This window comes from Methylosinus sp. R-45379 (assembly GCF_001644125.1).
In the GTDB taxonomy this organism is placed as follows: Bacteria; Pseudomonadota; Alphaproteobacteria; order Rhizobiales; family Beijerinckiaceae; genus Methylosinus.
This window is the reverse complement of record NZ_LUUM01000246.1, coordinates 1-16,501: the sequence shown is the minus strand read 5'-3', so window position 1 is coordinate 16,501 and position 16,501 is coordinate 1. Positions and strand designations below refer to the sequence as shown.

At 64.9% G+C, this 16,501-nt stretch carries 20 protein-coding genes; 3 read left to right on the top strand and 17 right to left on the bottom strand.

What is annotated here, in order from left to right:
• The first annotated feature begins 66 nt into the window (after positions 1–66).
• Positions 67–1,458: a carbohydrate porin gene (locus A1351_RS11020; RefSeq protein ID WP_083967272.1), complete on the top strand. Its 1,392-nt coding sequence runs from the start codon at positions 67–69 to the stop codon at positions 1,456–1,458.
• 4 nt (positions 1,459–1,462) lie between these two features.
• Here A1351_RS11020 and A1351_RS11015 read toward each other — a convergent pair whose 3' ends face one another.
• A complete protein-coding gene (locus A1351_RS11015) occupies positions 1,463–1,909 on the bottom strand; it encodes a four-helix bundle copper-binding protein (protein WP_064032970.1) in 447 nt (148 codons plus the stop codon).
• Positions 1,910–2,084: 175 nt separating this feature from the next.
• On the opposite strand from A1351_RS11015, the gene A1351_RS11010 reads away from it, so the two are divergent.
• The gene (locus A1351_RS11010) at positions 2,085–2,315 is read left to right on the top strand and encodes a hypothetical protein (protein WP_024880071.1); all 231 of its coding nucleotides are present in this window, start codon (positions 2,085–2,087) and stop codon (positions 2,313–2,315) included.
• 46 nt (positions 2,316–2,361) lie between these two features.
• On the opposite strand, the gene A1351_RS11005 is transcribed toward A1351_RS11010, so the two are convergent.
• From A1351_RS11005 to tpiA, 5 genes are all read right to left on the bottom strand, one after another.
• Entirely contained in the window at positions 2,362–2,670 is a 309-nt protein-coding gene (locus tag A1351_RS11005) for a hypothetical protein (protein WP_064032969.1), read from the bottom strand.
• An 81-nt stretch (positions 2,671–2,751) separates the two neighbouring features.
• The gene (locus tag A1351_RS11000; RefSeq protein WP_024880069.1) at positions 2,752–2,964 is read right to left on the bottom strand and encodes a hypothetical protein; all 213 of its coding nucleotides are present in this window, start codon (positions 2,962–2,964) and stop codon (positions 2,752–2,754) included.
• 107 nt (positions 2,965–3,071) lie between these two features.
• On the bottom strand, positions 3,072–4,160 hold the full coding sequence (locus A1351_RS10995; protein WP_064033012.1) for a 3-deoxy-7-phosphoheptulonate synthase: 1,089 nt from the start codon (positions 4,158–4,160) through the stop codon (positions 3,072–3,074).
• Between the two features lie 212 nt (positions 4,161–4,372).
• Positions 4,373–4,603 (bottom strand): hypothetical protein, encoded by a 231-nt coding sequence (locus tag A1351_RS10990; RefSeq protein WP_018265265.1) that lies wholly within the window; start codon positions 4,601–4,603, stop codon positions 4,373–4,375.
• A 98-nt stretch (positions 4,604–4,701) separates the two neighbouring features.
• On the bottom strand, positions 4,702–5,460 hold the full coding sequence (tpiA, locus tag A1351_RS10985; protein ID WP_064032968.1) for a triose-phosphate isomerase: 759 nt from the start codon (positions 5,458–5,460) through the stop codon (positions 4,702–4,704).
• A 210-nt stretch (positions 5,461–5,670) separates the two neighbouring features.
• Here tpiA and ndk point away from each other — a divergent pair, with 210 nt between their 5' ends.
• Positions 5,671–6,093, top strand: coding sequence for a nucleoside-diphosphate kinase (gene ndk / locus A1351_RS10980; protein WP_024880066.1), 423 nt, complete (start codon positions 5,671–5,673; stop codon positions 6,091–6,093).
• Between the two features lie 4 nt (positions 6,094–6,097).
• On the opposite strand, the gene A1351_RS10975 is transcribed toward ndk, so the two are convergent.
• The 11 genes from A1351_RS10975 to A1351_RS10925 all read right to left on the bottom strand — a co-directional run bounded on the left by A1351_RS10975 (position 6,098) and on the right by A1351_RS10925 (position 16,497).
• Positions 6,098–6,808, bottom strand: coding sequence for a glutathione S-transferase family protein (locus A1351_RS10975; RefSeq protein WP_064032967.1), 711 nt, complete (start codon positions 6,806–6,808; stop codon positions 6,098–6,100).
• Between the two features lie 366 nt (positions 6,809–7,174).
• Complete coding sequence (gene purN / locus A1351_RS10970) at positions 7,175–7,828, bottom strand: phosphoribosylglycinamide formyltransferase (protein WP_083967271.1); 654 nt, start codon at positions 7,826–7,828, stop codon at positions 7,175–7,177.
• A complete protein-coding gene (purM, locus tag A1351_RS10965; protein WP_064032966.1) occupies positions 7,825–8,895 on the bottom strand; it encodes a phosphoribosylformylglycinamidine cyclo-ligase in 1,071 nt (356 codons plus the stop codon). The genes purN and purM overlap by 4 nt, the downstream gene beginning before the upstream one ends.
• A 159-nt stretch (positions 8,896–9,054) precedes the next feature.
• Positions 9,055–9,423, bottom strand: a complete 369-nt coding sequence (locus A1351_RS10960) for an iron-sulfur cluster assembly accessory protein (RefSeq protein WP_024880062.1) — start codon at positions 9,421–9,423, stop codon at positions 9,055–9,057.
• Between the two features lie 57 nt (positions 9,424–9,480).
• Entirely contained in the window at positions 9,481–9,906 is a 426-nt protein-coding gene (locus A1351_RS10955) for a VOC family protein (RefSeq protein ID WP_024880061.1), read from the bottom strand.
• A 15-nt stretch (positions 9,907–9,921) separates the two neighbouring features.
• A complete protein-coding gene (locus A1351_RS10950; RefSeq protein ID WP_198022766.1) occupies positions 9,922–10,332 on the bottom strand; it encodes an iron-sulfur cluster assembly protein in 411 nt (136 codons plus the stop codon).
• Between the two features lie 15 nt (positions 10,333–10,347).
• Positions 10,348–11,598 (bottom strand): cysteine desulfurase, encoded by a 1,251-nt coding sequence (locus A1351_RS10945; RefSeq protein WP_024880059.1) that lies wholly within the window; start codon positions 11,596–11,598, stop codon positions 10,348–10,350.
• Positions 11,595–12,899 (bottom strand): Fe-S cluster assembly protein SufD, encoded by a 1,305-nt coding sequence (gene sufD / locus A1351_RS10940; protein WP_024880058.1) that lies wholly within the window; start codon positions 12,897–12,899, stop codon positions 11,595–11,597. Before sufD ends, A1351_RS10945 begins: the two co-directional genes overlap by 4 nt.
• A gap of 10 nt (positions 12,900–12,909) precedes the next feature.
• Positions 12,910–13,659, bottom strand: coding sequence for a Fe-S cluster assembly ATPase SufC (gene sufC, locus A1351_RS10935; protein ID WP_024880057.1), 750 nt, complete (start codon positions 13,657–13,659; stop codon positions 12,910–12,912).
• A 140-nt stretch (positions 13,660–13,799) separates the two neighbouring features.
• Positions 13,800–15,269 carry a Fe-S cluster assembly protein SufB gene (gene sufB / locus A1351_RS10930; protein ID WP_024880056.1) on the bottom strand — a complete coding sequence of 490 codons (1,470 nt, stop codon included), beginning with the start codon at positions 15,267–15,269 and terminating at the stop codon, positions 13,800–13,802.
• A gap of 67 nt (positions 15,270–15,336) precedes the next feature.
• Positions 15,337–16,497: a cysteine desulfurase family protein gene (locus A1351_RS10925; RefSeq protein ID WP_026598749.1), complete on the bottom strand. Its 1,161-nt coding sequence runs from the start codon at positions 16,495–16,497 to the stop codon at positions 15,337–15,339.
• Between the last annotated feature and the right edge of the window lie 4 nt (positions 16,498–16,501).

The following is a 16,501-nucleotide window of genomic DNA, read 5'->3' as shown; positions in this document are numbered from 1 at the left end:
CGTTCGCGTTGATTTCCCGTGTCACGGCCTTTACGCTGCGACGCGGAGAATGTGCGAAGGACGAGAATGCGAGCGCTCCAGATCATCATCGGCCTCGGCGCGGCCGCCGCGGCGCTGGTTTTCGCCGAGGCGGCGTCGGCGCGAGGCGGCGATCATCATGATCCCGCGCCCCAGAACGATAATCCGCCGACGATCGCGACGAGCCTTCCCGAATCTCTGGCGCAGCCCGCGGCGGCGCGCGACGCGCTCGCGGCGCGCGGCTTCGAATTCGGCCTCAAATATATCGGCGAGACTTTTTCGGATGTCTCCGGCGGCCTGCGGCGCGGAACGATCTATGACGGCAAGCTGCGCGTTTCCTTGGACGCCGATCTCGACAAGGCCTTCGGCTTCACGGGCCTCGTCTTCCACGCCAACGCCTCGCAGTTGCATGGGCGCGGCATAGATCAATTTTATACGGGCGCGCTGATGCCCGTCAGCAATATAGAGGCGACGCCGACGACCCGTCTCTTCGAGGCCTGGTTCGAGCAGAGCGTCGCCGAAGGCGCCTCCATTCGCCTCGGCCAGATGGGCGCGGATCAGGAATTCATGACGCGCGCATCGGCGAAGATTTTCGTCAACAACAGCTTCGGCTGGCCGGCGCTGGCCATCGCCGATCTGCCCGCCGGCGGCGCCGCTTTTCCACTGTCCAATCTCGGCGCGCGCGCGAAATGGGAGACGGAGCGCTTCGCCATTCTCGCTGCTGTCTTCGACGGCGATCCGGCCGGTCCCCAAGGCGCGTTCGAGTCTCCCGATCCGCAGCGCCGCAATGCGGATGGCGTGCGCTTTCGTCTGAAGGACGCGCCTTTCGTCATCGGCGAGGGGCAATGGAAATATGCGGTCGACGATCTGCCGGGCGTCGCCAAGATCGGCGGCTGGCGGCATTTCGGCGTCTTTGCCGATGAGCGTTTCGGCGCCGACGGACTTTCGCTCGCCGATCCCGCGAGCGCCGGCGTTCCGCTTCGCCGTCGCGGAAATTTCGGTGTCTATGCGCTGGTCGATCAGCAGATCTTCCGATCGGACGAAGGCGGCGCCGGCGCTTTCGCGCGCGCCGAGGCCGCGCCCAATGATCGCAATCTGGTGAATTTCTACGCCGACGCCGGCGTCTCCTTCCGCGGCGCGCCGGCGCGGCCGGATGATCTCTTCGGCGTCGCCGTCGGCTATGCGCGCGTTTCCAATGGCGCGCGTGGGCTCGATCGCGATACGGCGGCTTTCGGCAATCAATTCGCGCCCATTCGTTCCGGCGAGGCGCTGGTCGAGGCGACCTATATAGCGAGCCTCGTTCCCGGCTGGACGCTGCAGCCGGATCTGCAATATATCCGCCGCCCCGGCGGCAATATCGCAGACCCGCGCGACCCGAATGGAGTCAGGAGCCTGCGCAGCGCCTTCGTCGTCGGTCTGCGCACGCTCATTCGCTATTGAGACTTTAGACGGAGACCTTGCGGCATTCCTCCGCGCAGGCCTTGCAGGAGTCGCCGCAGGCTTTGCATTCCGAATATTGCGGAAAGCGGTCGCATTCCTTCTTGCAGGCCATGCATATGTCGCCCACTGCCTTCGCCAGGGTCGGCGTGAAGGTCGAGTTCACCGCCGCCAGCGATTCGAGCGCGGCGCAGGCGGCGACGAGATCATAGGCGGCCTTGGTGCAGCCGGCCATGCTGGTGTCGTTCATCGACAACATGCCGAAGCAATGGCGCAGGCATTCATTGCCGGTGGAGACGCATTCGGCGCTGGTCTTCATCAGCGCCTGAAATTTCGGTCCATGCATCATGTGCTCGGCATGCGGATTGGCGGTCTGATCCTCGGCCAGCGCGCGCGTGGCGGAGAGGGCGGCGGCCGCGCCGACGGCGGCGGCGACGAATTCACGACGTTCCATGGAGAGCCTTCCTTTCGCTTCGGTCGAGAGGGGTCGAGAAAGTTTTGCTCTAACTGGCGCATGACACAGAAGCTTCAATCCATTTTCCGCGAGCGGGACCGTCGTTTCATTGCGCGCGCGGGTTTCGCACGCCATTTCTGGCGAGAGGGCGGGAGCGACGAAAGGGGAGGAGGAGATGGAGCCGAATATTATGCTCACGCTGGCGCGCAGCGACGCCGAAGCGCTGGTCGGCAGCCTGCGCCGACGCTTCGAGCGGCTCTGCGACATTCGCAAGGAGATTTGCGAGCCGGAGGAGTTCGATGAGCTGGAGCGCGAGGAGCGCGCCTATTTCGACGCCGAGAATGCGCTGGTCGAGCGCATCATCGGCGAGCTGACGCGTGCGCTCGAATCGGAACCTCGTCATTAGAGCGCCGCCGATCGAACGGCGCGTTCGATCGATCAGAGACGCCGATTCAAGCGTCGCATGGCGAAGGCCCCGTCGCGTCCCAGGCCAGCGGCCGCGGCGCGCGCCGGCGCGTCTCCGGCCAACGCGCCAGCAGCATGCTCAGCACGACCAGGAGATCGGCGGCGGCGCGCGACTGGCCGAGATCGACAAAGCCGCGAATGTCCGCAATGAGAATATCGCGCACTGCGGCGGCTCCGCGATGGCGGTTGAGGAGATAGCTGGCCAGCGTCCGCTCATGCGCCTTCGAGGGGGCGACGCTGGCGAGCGGCATTGGATCGAGGCCGCTCGGCGCCAGCATTTCGGCGATCTGCATCATCGGTCGGCTCCACGACTCGTTTCTGCCGCAGAGCGCTAAACCGACGACGATGACCTTTTGTGACAGTTCCTATCGTGGAGTCTACCTATTCAGCGCGGCCTCGGCGCGGGCCTTTTCGCCCAGCAGCCGCTCGGCGCTCTCGGCGACGCGAAGCCAGACGCCATGGCCTTCGCTGTCGCCGGCCCTCTGCAGATCGACGGCCCGCTCACGCGCATTGGTGGGCGCGTCCCGCCGCAGCCGGCGGGTGAGCGCGCGCGCATGAATCTCGACGGCCTGTTCTAGAGAAATCTCCATGACGTCAACTCCTCTCGCAGGCGGCCGAGCCCCGTTTCCCGCCTTTGTGTTCATATGGTGTCGCATAGGAGGCGTCACGGGGGCTCTGCGGCGGATCGTCGCGGGGCTCAGGCGCTCGAGACCAGCCCCGCCGACGCTCCGCCGGAGGCGCGCCGCCGCTCGACGGCCGCGGCGAGGCGGCGCAGCGCGGCGAGCGAGGTCGTCCAGTCGATGCAGCCGTCGGTGACGCTCTGGCCATAGACCAGCGGCTTGCCGGGAACGATGTCCTGCCGTCCGGCGACGAGATGGCTCTCGATCATCAGGCCGATGATGCGTCGCTCGGCGGCCTCGACCTGCCGGGCCACATCCTCGACGACGGCGGGCTGATTCTCGGGCTTCTTGCTGCTGTTGGCGTGCGAGGCGTCGATCATCAGAAAGGGGGAGACGCGGGACTTCTCCGCTTCCTTGGCCGCGGCGTCGACGCTGGCGGCGTCGTAATTGGGCGTCTTTCCGCCGCGCAGAATAATGTGGCAATCCTCATTGCCGCTGGTGGAGGCGATGGCCGAGCGGCCGTCCTTGGTGACGGCGAGGAAATGATGCGGCTGCGAGGCGGAGAGCACGGCGTCGAGCGCGATGCGCACATTGCCGTCGGTGCCATTCTTGAAGCCGACCGGGCAGGAGAGGCCGGAGGCGAGCTCGCGATGCACCTGGCTCTCCGTGGTGCGCGCGCCGATCGCGCCCCAGCCGACGAGATCGGCGATATATTGCGGCGTCGTCATATCGAGGAATTCGCAGCCGGCCGGCAGGCCGAGCTCATTGACGTCGAGCAGCAGCCGTCGCGCGAGGCGCAGCCCGGCTTCTATGTCGAAGCTGCCGTCGAGGCGCGGATCATTGATGAGGCCCTTCCAGCCCACCGTGGTGCGCGGCTTCTCGAAATAAACGCGCATGATGATCTCGAGCCGGTCGCCGAGCTCGCGCTTGGCCTCGGCGAGCAGGCGGGCGTATTCGATCGCGGCGTCGGGATCATGGACCGAGCAGGGGCCGATGACGACGGCGAGGCGATCGTCGCGCCCGCGCAAAATCTCGCGCAGGGCGGCGCGCGCGCCGAGCACGGTGGCGCTGGCCTTCTCGCTGCGCGGAAGCTCGCGCATGATCTCGGCGGGCGGGCTCAATTCGGTGATCTTGACGATGCGAAGGTCGTCGGTCTCGGTCGGCACGGCGGGCTCCTTTTTCAATTTTGCGTCGCGCCGCGGAACAAAAAAGCCGCCAGCGGGACTGGCGGCTCTCGGGGTTTTCAGGCTTCGCGTCTTTTGCTCACACGCGCTCGCCTCCCGTCGCCGCCGGCGCAGGATAGCTAAAATACCAATAGTAGCGCGCGGAGCGGACGAGGGTCATGGCCGCAGAGTTAAAGCGGAGCAGGGGAGGCGAGTCAAGGCGCCGGCACGCAGAGGCCCGAATATCCGGTCATGCGCGTGTTCAGCGGCGTGCCGTTCTCCTTGCCTTCCGCGGCTATGCCGAGAGAGGCGCGCGGCTGCAGCTTGCGCGCCGCCTCGACGCATTTCTCCTCGGTGGCGTAGCCGGGAATGGCGTTGGTCGCCACTGCGCCGGCGGCCTGGGAGGTGGTGACGACAAAGGTCGCGACGATGAGCGTGTAGGACATTGAAAATCTCCTCGCGAGCAATGAAAGCGAATGAAAACGGCGAAGACGCCCTTACGCGCTGCGACTCTATCGCGAAACGATTGCGAGAATATCATTGCTCAGCGATAGATTTCGGCGATTTCCAGAAATTCCTTCGCGGTCAAAGAGGCGCCGCCGACGAGCGCGCCATTGACATTTTTCACGCGCAGCAGCTCGGCGGCGTTGGCGGGCTTCACCGAGCCGCCATAGAGAATGCGGGTCGCCTCGGCGCCGGCGCCGAAGAGGGCGACGAGCCGGGCGCGGATGGCGGCGTGCATTTGCGCGACGTCGAGAGGCGTCGGCGTGAGGCCGGTGCCGATCGCCCATACGGGCTCATAGGCGACGACGAGATGATCCGGCGCGACGCTGCGCGGCAGCGAGCCGTCGAGCTGCGCTTCGACGATCGCCGATGCGCGACCGGCGTCGCGCTCGGCGCGCGTCTCGCCGACGCAGACGATGGGCGTGAGCCCGGCGCGCAGAGCGGCCTGCGCCTTGGCGCGGGTGAGCGCATCGCCCTCGCCATGATCGGCGCGCCGCTCACTATGGCCGACGATCACATATGACGCGCCGACGTCGGCCAGCATTTCGGCGGAAATATCGCCCGTATGCGCGCCGCTCGGCTTTTCGTGGCAGTCCTGCCCGCCGAGCGCGATTTTCGCGCCGGAGAGAATGCGCGCCGCGCGCTCCAGAAGAGTGACGGGCGGGCAGATCGCCAGCTCGACCTTCTCGCGCAAGGCGGCGTCATAGCGCGCGGCGATGGTTTCGATCTCGCCGAGCGACGCCGAAAGCCCGTTCATTTTCCAATTTCCGGCGACGAGCGGGCGCGGCGTGAAAGACATGTCCGGGCGTTCCTCTCAAATACAAGCGATGAAGCGAGCAATTCTGGCCATATCAGCGCTCGCCGCCATGGGCAATTCGCCGCGACGCCGCGCGGTTGCGGTCAAAAGGAAAATTGTCGCCGCTCGGGCCGGGTTGCCGGGCGTCCGGCCGACGGCTATAAGCGCCCCGATCTTAAATCCCATCCTCGAACTCGACGAGACGACGCGCCCATGGCGATCGAACGCACATTCTCCATCATCAAGCCGGACGCCACCAAGCGTAATCTGACCGGCAAGATCAACGCCCTCATCGAGGACGCTGGGCTCCGCATCGTGGCGCAGAAGCGCATCCAACTGACGCGCGCGCAGGCCGAGACCTTCTATGGCGTCCATAAGGAACGCCCCTTCTTCGGCGAGCTGATCGAATCGATCACCTCCGGCCCGGTTGTCGTCCAGGTTCTGGAAGGCGAGGGCGCCATCGCCAAATATCGCACCGTCATGGGCGCGACCAATCCGGCGAGCGCCGATCCGGGCACGATCCGCAAGGAATTCGCCGTCTCCATCGGCGAGAATTCCGTGCATGGCTCCGACGCCCCGGAGACGGCGGCGATCGAGATCCCGCAGTTCTTCTCGGGCAATGAGATCGTCGGCTGATTTTTCAGGCGACGACATAGCTCGGAAAATAAGCGGCGAGCACCCGGTCTCGATAAGCCACGAGATTGGGCCTGCTCGCTACTGCCTCGCTCAGGGGCGATCGAAGCTCGACAACGAGCGATTCCGCCACCATGGCGAAAGCCGTGGCGTCGGCGGCGCTGGGCGCCTCGCCGAATAGATAGGGCTTATCGCCGAGCAGCACGGCGAGCGCCTCTATGTCGCGCCGCGCCAGCACGGCGAGCTCGTCGTTCGAATGCCGCCCGAGGCCCTGGGCCGTAAGACTGCGCGCGATCTTCTTCCGGATCAACGCCTTTATGAGCGGGCGGATCAGAGCTGGAGCGCGCGCGAAAAACTGCGCCGGGCCGCGCGCAAAATTGCCGTCGTCGATCCAGCGCGCCTGCACCATCAGCCAATAATAATGCTCCTCCAGCATTTTCTCGATCGCCCAGCCGGCGGCGCGTTGCTCCGCCGTGAGGCCGGCGTCGAAATCTATTCCATAGGTCTTTTCGAGATAGAGGCGGATGAAGGTCGAATCGGCGACGATCTTTCCATCGTCGTCGATATAGGGCAGCTTGCCCTTGGGCGCGCGTCCGAAGCCGGAATGATCCTCGACATAGCGAAGGCCGGCGAATTTCAGCAGCGTCATAGTCTTGAGTACAAAGGGACTTGCGTCTGGAAGACCGAAATAGGGACCGAACGAGTATAATTTGATCATTATCAAAACCTCTTTGCGGAAGCCGCTTCGAGAATATGATCGAGAAACTACAAAGATCATATTGGTAGCCGACAAAGTTAAGTAAGTCTCGTATCTTTGCGTTAACATTGGGGCGAGTCCGCGCGACGGCGGCAAGGGCGATATGATGACGAAACGCTGGGTTTATTGGGGGGTGAGGGCCACAGGTTTGCTGGCGCTCACGATTCTGCTCATAGCGACGCCCTTCGACGGAGCGCTCGGCCTCGCAAAGCTTTTGGCGTTCGGCGTCTATCTCTGCGTTTTCGCGCTACCGAGTCCGTGCAAGGGCGGCGCGTCCTATCCTTTCCGCCATGGCTTTCGCAACGGCGCCGGATGCCCGCGGCAGGATCAGCCGGAGGAGGGGACGGCGAGCGCCGGCTGCGGCGACGGGCTCGCGCCGAGCACGCGATTGCCATCCACCCTGACGGCGCCGGAAGCGACGAGCCGCAACGCCCGCGGATAGAGCAGATGCTCCTGCTCGAGCACGCGCGCCGCGAGACTGTCCGGCGTGTCGGAATCGAGCACGGCGACGGCGGATTGGGCGACGATCGGCCCTTCGTCCATTTCCGGAACCACGAAATGGACGGTGCAGCCGTGGATTTTCACGCCATCGGCGAGCGCCCGCTCATGCGTGTGCAGGCCACGAAAGGCGGGCAGCAGCGCCGGATGGATATTGAGCATGCGCCCGCGCCATTGGCCGATGAACCAGGGCGTCAGCAGCCGCATGAAGCCGGCGAGGCAGAGAAAGTCGATTCGGTGCGTCTCCAGCACAATCTGCAGCGAGCGCTCGAACTCCTCCCGGCCGGCGTAGATTTTGTGATCGACCGCGGCGACGGCGATTCCCGCCGTCTTGGCCTTGGCGAGGCCCGCGGCCTCCGGGCGATTGGAGACGACCAGCGCGATCTCGGCCGGAAAATCCGGCGCGTGGGCCGCCTCGATCAGCGCGTCCATATTGGAGCCGCGCCCGGAAATGAGGATCGCCGTGCGCAGCCGCCGGCTCACAGCGGCAGGGTCCCGCGCGTGACGACGCGCGGCCCGTCGCCCGCCGCTGCAATCTCGCCTATGGCGATCGGCGTCTCGCCCGCTTCGCGCAGCGCCGCCACGGCTTCGTCCGCGCCCTCTTTGGCGACGACCACGACCATGCCGATTCCGCAGTTGAATGTGCGCAGCATTTCGGCTTCCGCGACGCCACCCGTCAGCGCGAGCCAGGAGAAGACTGGCGGCGGGCGAAATGCGCCGAGATCGAGCGACGCGCCCAGCCCCTTCGGCAACACGCGCGGCAGATTGTCCGGAAAGCCGCCGCCGGTGATATGGGCGAGGGCGAGAATTTTCTCGCTGCGCTTCAGCGCCGCGAGCAGCGGCTTCACATAGATGCGCGTCGGCGTGAGCAGCGCCTCGGCCAGCGTCCGCTCGGCGGCGAAGGGCGCGGGCGCGTCCCAGGCGAGGCCCGACTCGGCGACGATGCGGCGAATGAGCGAAAAGCCGTTGGAATGGGCGCCGGAGGAGGGCAGACCGAACAGAAGATCGCCTTCCCTCACCTCGGCGCGCGGCAGCAGGCGGGAGCGCTCGGCCGCGCCGACGGCGAAGCCCGCGAGATCATAATCGCCCTTGGAATAGAGGCCCGGCATTTCCGCGGTCTCGCCGCCCAGCAGCGCGCAGCCGGCCTCGACGCAGCCGGCGGCGATCCCCGAGACGACGGAGGCCGCCGCATCCGGCTCGAGCTTGCCGCTCGCGTAATAGTCTAGGAAAAACAGAGGCTCGGCGCCCTGCACGACGAGATCGTTGACGCACATTGCGACGAGATCGACGCCGATCGCGCCATGGAGGCCCGATTCGATCGCGATCTTGATCTTGGTGCCGACGCCGTCATTGGCGGCGACGAGAACCGGATCGGAAAAGCCGGCCGCCTTGAGATCGAAGAGGCCGCCGAAGCCGCCGATCTCGCCATCCGCGCCCGGCCGGCGCGTCGAGCGCACGGCGGGGCGGATCATGTCCACCAATCGATTGCCCGCGTCTATGTCGACGCCAGCCTGCGCATAAGTAAGGCCTTTGCCTTCCGCCATTGCGATATCCCGCGCTCGGTTTCGAGCCTGCGGCCTAGCGCCTTACGCGGCCGGGTGCAATCCCGTTTCGATGGACCGACCAACAGGTAGAGCGAGCCTGAAGGCTCGCGGTCCAGGGCGTGCGTTGGACCGCGAGCCTTCAGGCTCGCATCTTTACTCCCGGACTCAGCCGCTCACATGCTTCTCGACCGCGCTCGGATCGACAGGGTTCAATTCGACGCTCTCGCCGCAGCCGCAGGCCGAGGTCTGGTTCGGGTTCTGGAAGACGAAGCTCGACGAGAATTGCTGCACATCGAGATCCATGCGCGTGCCGAGCAGATAGATGACCGCCTGGCCGGCGACGATCACGCGCGCGCCTTTTTCCTCGATCACCTCGTCGCCGGGCGAGGGCTCGGCCAGTTCCATCTTATAGGCCATGCCGGCGCAGCCGCTCTTCTCCACCGAAATGCGCAGGCCGATATTGGCGTTCTCGGCGCCGGCGAGCAGGCCGCGCACGCGCTCCGCCGCGGAGTCGCTGAGGCTCATGACGTTCATCTGTTCGCTCCCTACATCCCTTCGTCTTCCGCGTGGATGCGCGGCCAGACGTCGCGATCAATAATTCTTCCATATGCCCGGAGTCGCCAGCTCGACGAGATTGCCGTCGGGATCGCGGAAATAGAGGCTCCGCCCGCCACGCGGCCACTCCATCCGCGCCTCGATCGGCACATTCTTCTCCGCGAGCCGCCGCTCCCACAGGCCGAGATCCTCGGGCCGGATCGCGAGCGCGAAATGCAGACGCCCGCGGCCTTCGTGCGGCGGTATCTCGCCCCCCGGCAGAACCACCGTTTCGCCCATTGTTTCCCGCGCAAATAGTAGAAGCACGCTGCGCGGGCCGCAATCATAGGCTATGAGCCGCTGATCGGCGAACATGGGCTCGAGGCCGAGCGCATCCTCATAGAAACGCGAGGCGCGCGTCAAATCCTCGACATAGAGAGCCGTCTCGAGACACCCGTCGATTTTCGGCGCGGGCGTGTCCATCGGCTCTCCTCACGCTCACCACATGTCGAGCGTCATGCGGGCTTCGTCCGACATGCGGCTCTGATCCCATGGCGGCTCGAAGACGAGCTTGACGATGACAGCCATCACGCCCGGCACGAGGCTCACCGAGCTCTGCACCTGCTCGACGATCTGGCCGGCGACGGGACAGCCCGGCGCGGTCAAGGTCATGTCGATATAGACGACGTCCTCGGGCGTGATGTCGATATTGTAAATCAGGCCCAGCTCGAAAATATCGGCGGGAATCTCGGGATCCTGGACGGTCTTCAGCGCGGCGACAATGCCTTGCGTCAGCCGTTCGACTTCTTCCTTCGATCGGCCCGCGGGCAGGGACTGCTGCTCATCCCGAGTCAGCTCCCGACCGGTCACGACTTCCTGCGGCTCCGCCGCGTCATCGGTCTTGGTCATGATTCTGTCTCCTTATCAAGAAAACAGCGCCTTCGCTTTCAGTAGCGCTTCCGCCAAACGATCGACCTCGTCGCGCGTATTATACATTGCGAAAGAGGCGCGACAGGTGGAGGTGACGTTGAAGCGCTGCAATAGCGGCATGGCGCAATGGGTTCCGGCGCGCACGGCGACGCCCGAGCGGTCGATAACGGTCGCTATGTCGTGGGCATGGGCCTCCGGCATATCGAAAGCGACGATCGGTCCCTTGTCTTTAGCGTGACCGAAGATTCGAAGCCCCGGTATAACGGAGAGGCGTTCATGCGCATAGGCGGTGAGATCGGCCTCATGGGCGCGGATCGCCGGGCGGCCGATCTTCTGCATATATTCGAGCGCCGCGCCGAGCCCCGCCGCCTGCACGATGGGCGGGGTGCCGGCCTCGAAGCGATGCGGCGGCGTATTGTAAGTCACATAGTCGCGCGTGACGGTCTCGATCATCTCGCCGCCGCCGGCGAAAGGCGGCAGCTTCTCGAGCCACTCGCGCTTGCCATAGAGAGCGCCTATGCCGGTCGGCCCATAGAGCTTATGGCCGGTGATGATGTAGAAATCGACGTCCAGCGCGCGCACGTCGACATCGAGATGCACCGCGCCTTGCGAGCCGTCGACGAGAACCGGCACGCCATGGGCGTGGGCGATGCGCACGACGTCGGCGATCGGCGTCGGCGCCGCCAGCACATTGGACATATGCGTCAGCGCGACGATCTTCGTCTTCGGCGTGATCAGTTTCTCGAAATCCTCGAGCGAGAAGACGCCATTATCGTCGGTCTCGATCCATTTCAGCACCGCGCCCTTGCGCTCGCGGAGGAAATGCCAGGGCACGATATTGGAGTGATGCTCCATGATCGAGAGGATGATCTCGTCGCCCTCGCCGATATTGGCGAGGCCGAAGGAGGAGGCGACGAGATTGATCGCCTCCGTCGCGCCGCGCGTGAAGATGATCTCCTCGCGATCGCCGGCGTTGAGGAAGCGGCGCAAGGATTCGCGCGCGCCCTCATAGGCGTCGGTCGCCGCATTGGCGAGATAATGCAGGCCGCGATGCACATTGGCGTATTCGTGCTCGTAGACCTGGGAGATGCGCTCGATCACCTGCCGCGGCTTCTGCGCCGAGGCGGCGTTGTCGAGATAGACGAGATCCTTGCCATAGGGCTTTTCCGCCAGGATCGGGAAGTCGCGGCGGATCGCCTCGACATCATAGGCTGGCGTGGCCTCGGCCAAGAGCGGCTGGTTCACTTCGCTCCCCCTCGCTTGCCGAGCCAGCTGCGGATGCGCTCGAAATAGGCGTCGCGCGCCGCTTCTTCGCCGAGCGCCTCGACGATCTCGCCGGCGAAGCCTTCGATCAGCAGCGCCTCGGCCTCATGCTTGGGCAGGCCGCGCGCCACCAGATAGAAGAGCTGGTCGGCGTCGAGACGTCCGCAAGTGGCGCCATGGCCGCAAACGACGTCGTCGGCGAAAATCTCCAGCTCCGGCTTATTGTTCATTGTGGCGTTCTCGCTGAGCAGCAGAGCACGCGACTGCATGGAGCCGTCGGTCTTCTGCGCGCCCGGGCGCACCACCACCTTGCCTTGGAACACGCCCGTCGATTGACCATCGAGCACGTTGCGGAAGCGCTCGCGGCTCTTGCAATGCGGCGCGGCATGCTCGACGACGAGCGTCGTATCCGCGTGATCCTTGCCGCCGAGCAGAGAGATTCCGTCGAGCGAGACGCTCGCCTCCTCGCCGGCGAGCCGCGCGAAGATTTGCCGACGCACGAGGCCGCCGCCTTCGACGAAGCCGAGCGATTTGAACGCGGCTTTCGCCTGCGCCGTGATCAGCAGGCTGAACAGGCGGATGGCGGATTCCGATTGCGGACCGATGTCGGCGATATGCTCGACCTCGGCGCCCGCGCCGATCGCGAAAGCGAGAACGTGGTTCTCCTGCGCGCCGGAGGGCGCGAGGGCGAGCGACGTCTCGACGATCTTCGCCTTGGCGCCGTCGCCGACGATGACGAGCGAGCGCGTGAAGGAGGAGAGCGCCTCGCCGCCGGTGGAGAGCAGCAGGATCTCGATCGTCTTGGCGACGTCCGTCGCCGGAGCGATGCGCAGAACCACGCCGTCCTGCATCAGAGCCGCATTGAGAGCGACGACTGCGTCGGCGCCCGCATTCTCCGGCAGGCCCAGCGCCGTGAGGACGGCGCCGTCCTCCTTGGCGAGGACATCGGCGAGAGAGGAGAGCTCGACGCCGGCCGGCAGAGCCGCGACATCGGACAGCTCCGGCCGGAAGGCGCCGTCGGCGACGACGAGACGCACACGGCCGAGGGTCGTCGGCGGCAGCGTGATCGCTCCCGGCGCGCCGAGCGGAGCCACTGTGCGCAGCGAGGCGCGCAGATCAGTGTAGTGCCACGCCTCGACGCGACGCGTCGGAAGCCCTTTGCGCGTGAAGAACTCCCACGAGGCCTGGCGCAACGACGACGCGCCCTTGCCTTTCATCGCCTCGAAGGCGCCGGCGAAGGCCGTCTCGGCCTCGCTCTTCTTGTCGATCGCCTGCACGGTCATGATCTTATCCTCACGCCGCTTCGCCGACATAATCGCGATAGCCGCTCTTCTCGAGCTCGAGCGCGAGCTCCGGCCCGCCGGTCTTCTGAATCTTGCCCTTGGCCATCACATGCACAGTGTCCGGCTTGATGTAATCGAGCAGGCGCTGATAATGGGTGATGACGAGGAAGCTGCGGTTCGGCGAGCGCAGCGCGTTCACGCCTTCGGAGACGATGCGCAGCGCGTCGATGTCGAGGCCGGAGTCGGTCTCGTCGAGAATGCCGAATTTCGGCTGCAGCAGGCTCATCTGCAGAATGTCCATGCGCTTCTTCTCGCCGCCGGAGAAGCCGACGTTGAGCGCGCGCTTCAGCATGTCCATATTGATGCCGAGCTTGGTGGAAGCCTCGCGGATCAGCTTCATGAAGTCCGGAGTCTGCAGCTCTTCCTCGCCGCGCGAGCGGCGCTGCGCGTTCACGGCGGCCTTGAGGAAGGTCATCGTCGCGACGCCCGGAATCTCGACCGGATATTGGAAGGCGAGGAACACGCCCTTGGCGGCGCGCTCATGCGGCTCGAGGCCCAGAATATTCTCGCCGTCGAGCAGCACCTCGCCCTCGGTGACGTCATAGCCGTCGCGGCCGGAGATGACATAGGAGAGCGTGGATTTGCCGGTGCCGTTCGGCCCCATGATGGCCGCCACTTCGCCGTCCTTCACCGTGAGGTTCAGCCCGTCGAGAATTTTACGCTCGCCGATGGAGACGTGGAGATTCTTGATTTCGATCATGGTGTCGTCCTGTTGGCTGTTCGCTGTCGTGCGAGGGACGTTGCAATTCGGGGGCCGCTCTATTGGGGCCGTTTCGTCGCTCGCCTGCCTCGTAAAGAGGCGCTCAATAAACGCAGAGCGCCTCTTTGCTCATCGATACGTCAACCGACGCTGCCTTCGAGGCTCACTGCGATCAGTTTCTGCGCTTCCACTGCGAATTCCATGGGCAGCTTCTGCAGAACGTCGCGCACGAAACCATTGACGATGAGCGCCGTCGCCTCTTCTTCGGAGAGGCCGCGCTGCATGCAGTAGAACAGCTGGTCCTCGGAGATTTTCGACGTCGTCGCCTCATGCTCGAACACGGCGGAGGCGTTCTTCGACTCGAGGTAGGGCACCGTATGCGCGCCGCATTTGTCGCCGATGAGCAAGCTGTCGCAATTTGTGAAATTGCGCGCGCCTTCCGCCTTGCGATGCGCCGACACCTGTCCACGATAGGTGTTCTGCGAATGGCCTGCGGAGATGCCCTTGGAGATGATGCGGCTCTTGGTGTTCTTGCCGAGATGGATCATCTTCGTGCCGCTGTCGACCTGCTGATAGCCGTTCGACACTGCGATCGAATAGAACTCGCCTTGCGAATTATCGCCGCGCAGAATGCAGGACGGATATTTCCACGTCACCGCGGAGCCCGTCTCCACCTGCGTCCAGGAGATGTGCGAGTTCTTGCCGCGGCAATCGCCGCGCTTCGTCACGAAATTGTAGATGCCGCCCTTGCCCTCGCTGTCGCCAGGATACCAGTTCTGCACCGTCGAATATTTGATCTCGGCGTCGTCGAGAGCGACGAGCTCGACCACGGCGGCGTGCAGCTGGTTCTCGTCGCGCTTGGGCGCCGTGCAGCCTTCGAGATAGCTGACGTAAGAGCCGGCGTCGGCGATGATCAGCGTGCGCTCGAACTGTCCCGTGTTCTTCTCATTGATGCGGAAATAGGTCGACAGCTCCATCGGGCAGCGTACGCCCGGCGGGATGTAGACGAAGGACCCGTCCGAGAAGACGGCGGAGTTCAGCGTGGCGTAGAAATTATCCGTCACCGGCACGACAGAACCGAGATATTTGCGGACGAGCTCGGGATGCTCGCGCACCGCTTCCGAGATCGGGCAGAAGATCACGCCGACCTTGGACAGCTCCTCGCGGAAGGTCGTCGCCACCGAGACCGAGTCGAACACCGCGTCCACAGCGACCTTGCGCTGCTCGACGCCGGCCAGCGCTTCCTGCTCGCGCAGCGGAATGCCGAGCTTCTCATAGGTGCGCAGCAGCTCCGGATCGACCTCGTCCAGCGACTTGGGGCCGGGCGTCGATTTCGGCGCGGAATAGTAATAGAGGTCCTGATAGTCGATCGCGGGATAGTCGACGCGAGCCCATTTGGGCTCCTCCATCGTCAGCCAGCGCCGATAGGCCTCGAGCCGCCACTCGGTCAGCCATTCGGGCTCGTTCTTCTTTGCCGAAATGAAGCGGACGATATCCTCGCTGAGACCCTTTGGGGCCTTTTCGGATTCGATATCGGTGGTGAAGCCGTATTTATATGCGTCGACGTCGATCTCTTCGACGCGCGCCACCGTCTCCTGGCGAGCCGCCATGTGTCCTCTCCTCGTCTCGACGGGTTCAAGGCCCGCCGGCCGAAATTAGAGCCGCCGGAGCCGCCCTTCAGGCGGCCGTCCGCCGCGCCCTGATCCTCTTTGCGACCCCTGCAAAAGCGATACCAAACAAATCTACATGCTCCTCGGTCGAACTCCAACCCAAGCTCGCCCTGAGCGCGGCCTTTTCCTCGAGGCCCATTGCGGCGAGCACATGGGAGGCTTTCACCTTGCCCGAGGAGCAGGCCGATCCCGAGGAGAGAGCGACGCCTTCGACATCGAGCGCCATCAGCAGAGTCTGCGTCTTCTGCCCCGGCGTCAGAAACGCCGACGTATTGGCGAGCCTTGGGCCTTTCGCGCCGAGAAACATGGCTTCCGGCCAGATTTCTGCGACTTTCGCCTCCAGCCGATCGCGCAGCGCGCCGAGCCTCTCGGCCTCCGCAGCCATGCTTTTTTTTGCGACTGCGAAAGCCGCGGCGAAACCGGCGATGGCGGCCACATTCTCGGTGCCGGCGCGGCGTCCGCTCTCCTGTCCTCCGCCGCGCAAAAGCGCCTCTCTGATATGGAGCCGGTCCTCGGCGAACGCCAGTGCTCCGGCGCCCATAGGGCCTCCGATCTTATGTGAGGAAAAGAACAAAGCATCGACCCGCAGGGCCGCGAATGTGGTCTCCAGTCGGCCGACCGTCTGGGTGGCGTCGCAGATGAGGAGCCCCCCTGCCGCATGGACGAGATCGGCCGCGGCGGCGACCGGCTGTATGGCGCCGGTCTCATTGTTGGCGGCCTGCAGGGCGAGCAGAATTCGTTTACCTTTGTTGCGCTGCAGCGTATCGGCCAGCGCATCGAGCGACAGGCCGCCCTCCGGGTCGAGCCCGATGGTCTCGGCGCGCTCGGCGGGGAAGCGATGGCCGGCGAGAACGGCCGGATGCTCGCCGGCGCCGAGGAGCAGCAGATCGATCTCCGCCGTAGTTTGGTCTCGTTGTAAGAAAGGCGTCAAAATCAGATTGGCGGCCTCGGTCGAGCCGGACGTGAAGACGACATTGCGTGATTTCGTCCCAAGTCCCGCGCCGATTTCACAGCGCGCCGCCTCGATCAGCGCGCGGGCGGCGCGGCCTTCGGCATGGATGGATGAGGGATTGCCGAGCGTCTCCAGCGCCGCGAGCATGGCGTCGCGCGCCTGCGGCCGCAGCGGCGTGGTGGCGTTATGGTCGAGATAGGCGCGGGGAGCGGACATATCG

Bases quoted from the DNA above. Each gene is read 5' to 3' on its own strand.
- A1351_RS11020 (WP_083967272.1), top strand. From the start codon at position 67: ATGCGAGCGCTCCAGATCATCATCGGCCTCGGCGCGGCCGCCGCGGCG.
- ndk (WP_024880066.1), top strand. From the start codon at position 5,671: ATGGCGATCGAACGCACATTCTCCATCATCAAGCCGGACGCCACCAAG.
- A1351_RS10955 (WP_024880061.1), bottom strand. From the start codon at position 9,906: ATGGACACGCCCGCGCCGAAAATCGACGGGTGTCTCGAGACGGCTCTC.
- A1351_RS10960 (WP_024880062.1), bottom strand. From the start codon at position 9,423: ATGAACGTCATGAGCCTCAGCGACTCCGCGGCGGAGCGCGTGCGCGGC.
- A1351_RS10925 (WP_026598749.1), bottom strand. From the start codon at position 16,497: ATGTCCGCTCCCCGCGCCTATCTCGACCATAACGCCACCACGCCGCTG.
- A1351_RS11005 (WP_064032969.1), bottom strand. From the start codon at position 2,670: ATGATGCAGATCGCCGAAATGCTGGCGCCGAGCGGCCTCGATCCAATG.
- sufD (WP_024880058.1), bottom strand. From the start codon at position 12,899: ATGACCGTGCAGGCGATCGACAAGAAGAGCGAGGCCGAGACGGCCTTC.
- sufC (WP_024880057.1), bottom strand. From the start codon at position 13,659: ATGATCGAAATCAAGAATCTCCACGTCTCCATCGGCGAGCGTAAAATT.
- A1351_RS11015 (WP_064032970.1), bottom strand. From the start codon at position 1,909: ATGGAACGTCGTGAATTCGTCGCCGCCGCCGTCGGCGCGGCCGCCGCC.
- A1351_RS10990 (WP_018265265.1), bottom strand. From the start codon at position 4,603: ATGTCCTACACGCTCATCGTCGCGACCTTTGTCGTCACCACCTCCCAG.
- A1351_RS10975 (WP_064032967.1), bottom strand. From the start codon at position 6,808: ATGATCAAATTATACTCGTTCGGTCCCTATTTCGGTCTTCCAGACGCA.
- A1351_RS11010 (WP_024880071.1), top strand. From the start codon at position 2,085: ATGGAGCCGAATATTATGCTCACGCTGGCGCGCAGCGACGCCGAAGCG.
- A1351_RS11000 (WP_024880069.1), bottom strand. From the start codon at position 2,964: ATGGAGATTTCTCTAGAACAGGCCGTCGAGATTCATGCGCGCGCGCTC.
- sufB (WP_024880056.1), bottom strand. From the start codon at position 15,269: ATGGCGGCTCGCCAGGAGACGGTGGCGCGCGTCGAAGAGATCGACGTC.
- A1351_RS10950 (WP_198022766.1), bottom strand. From the start codon at position 10,332: ATGACCAAGACCGATGACGCGGCGGAGCCGCAGGAAGTCGTGACCGGT.
- tpiA (WP_064032968.1), bottom strand. From the start codon at position 5,460: ATGTCTTTCACGCCGCGCCCGCTCGTCGCCGGAAATTGGAAAATGAAC.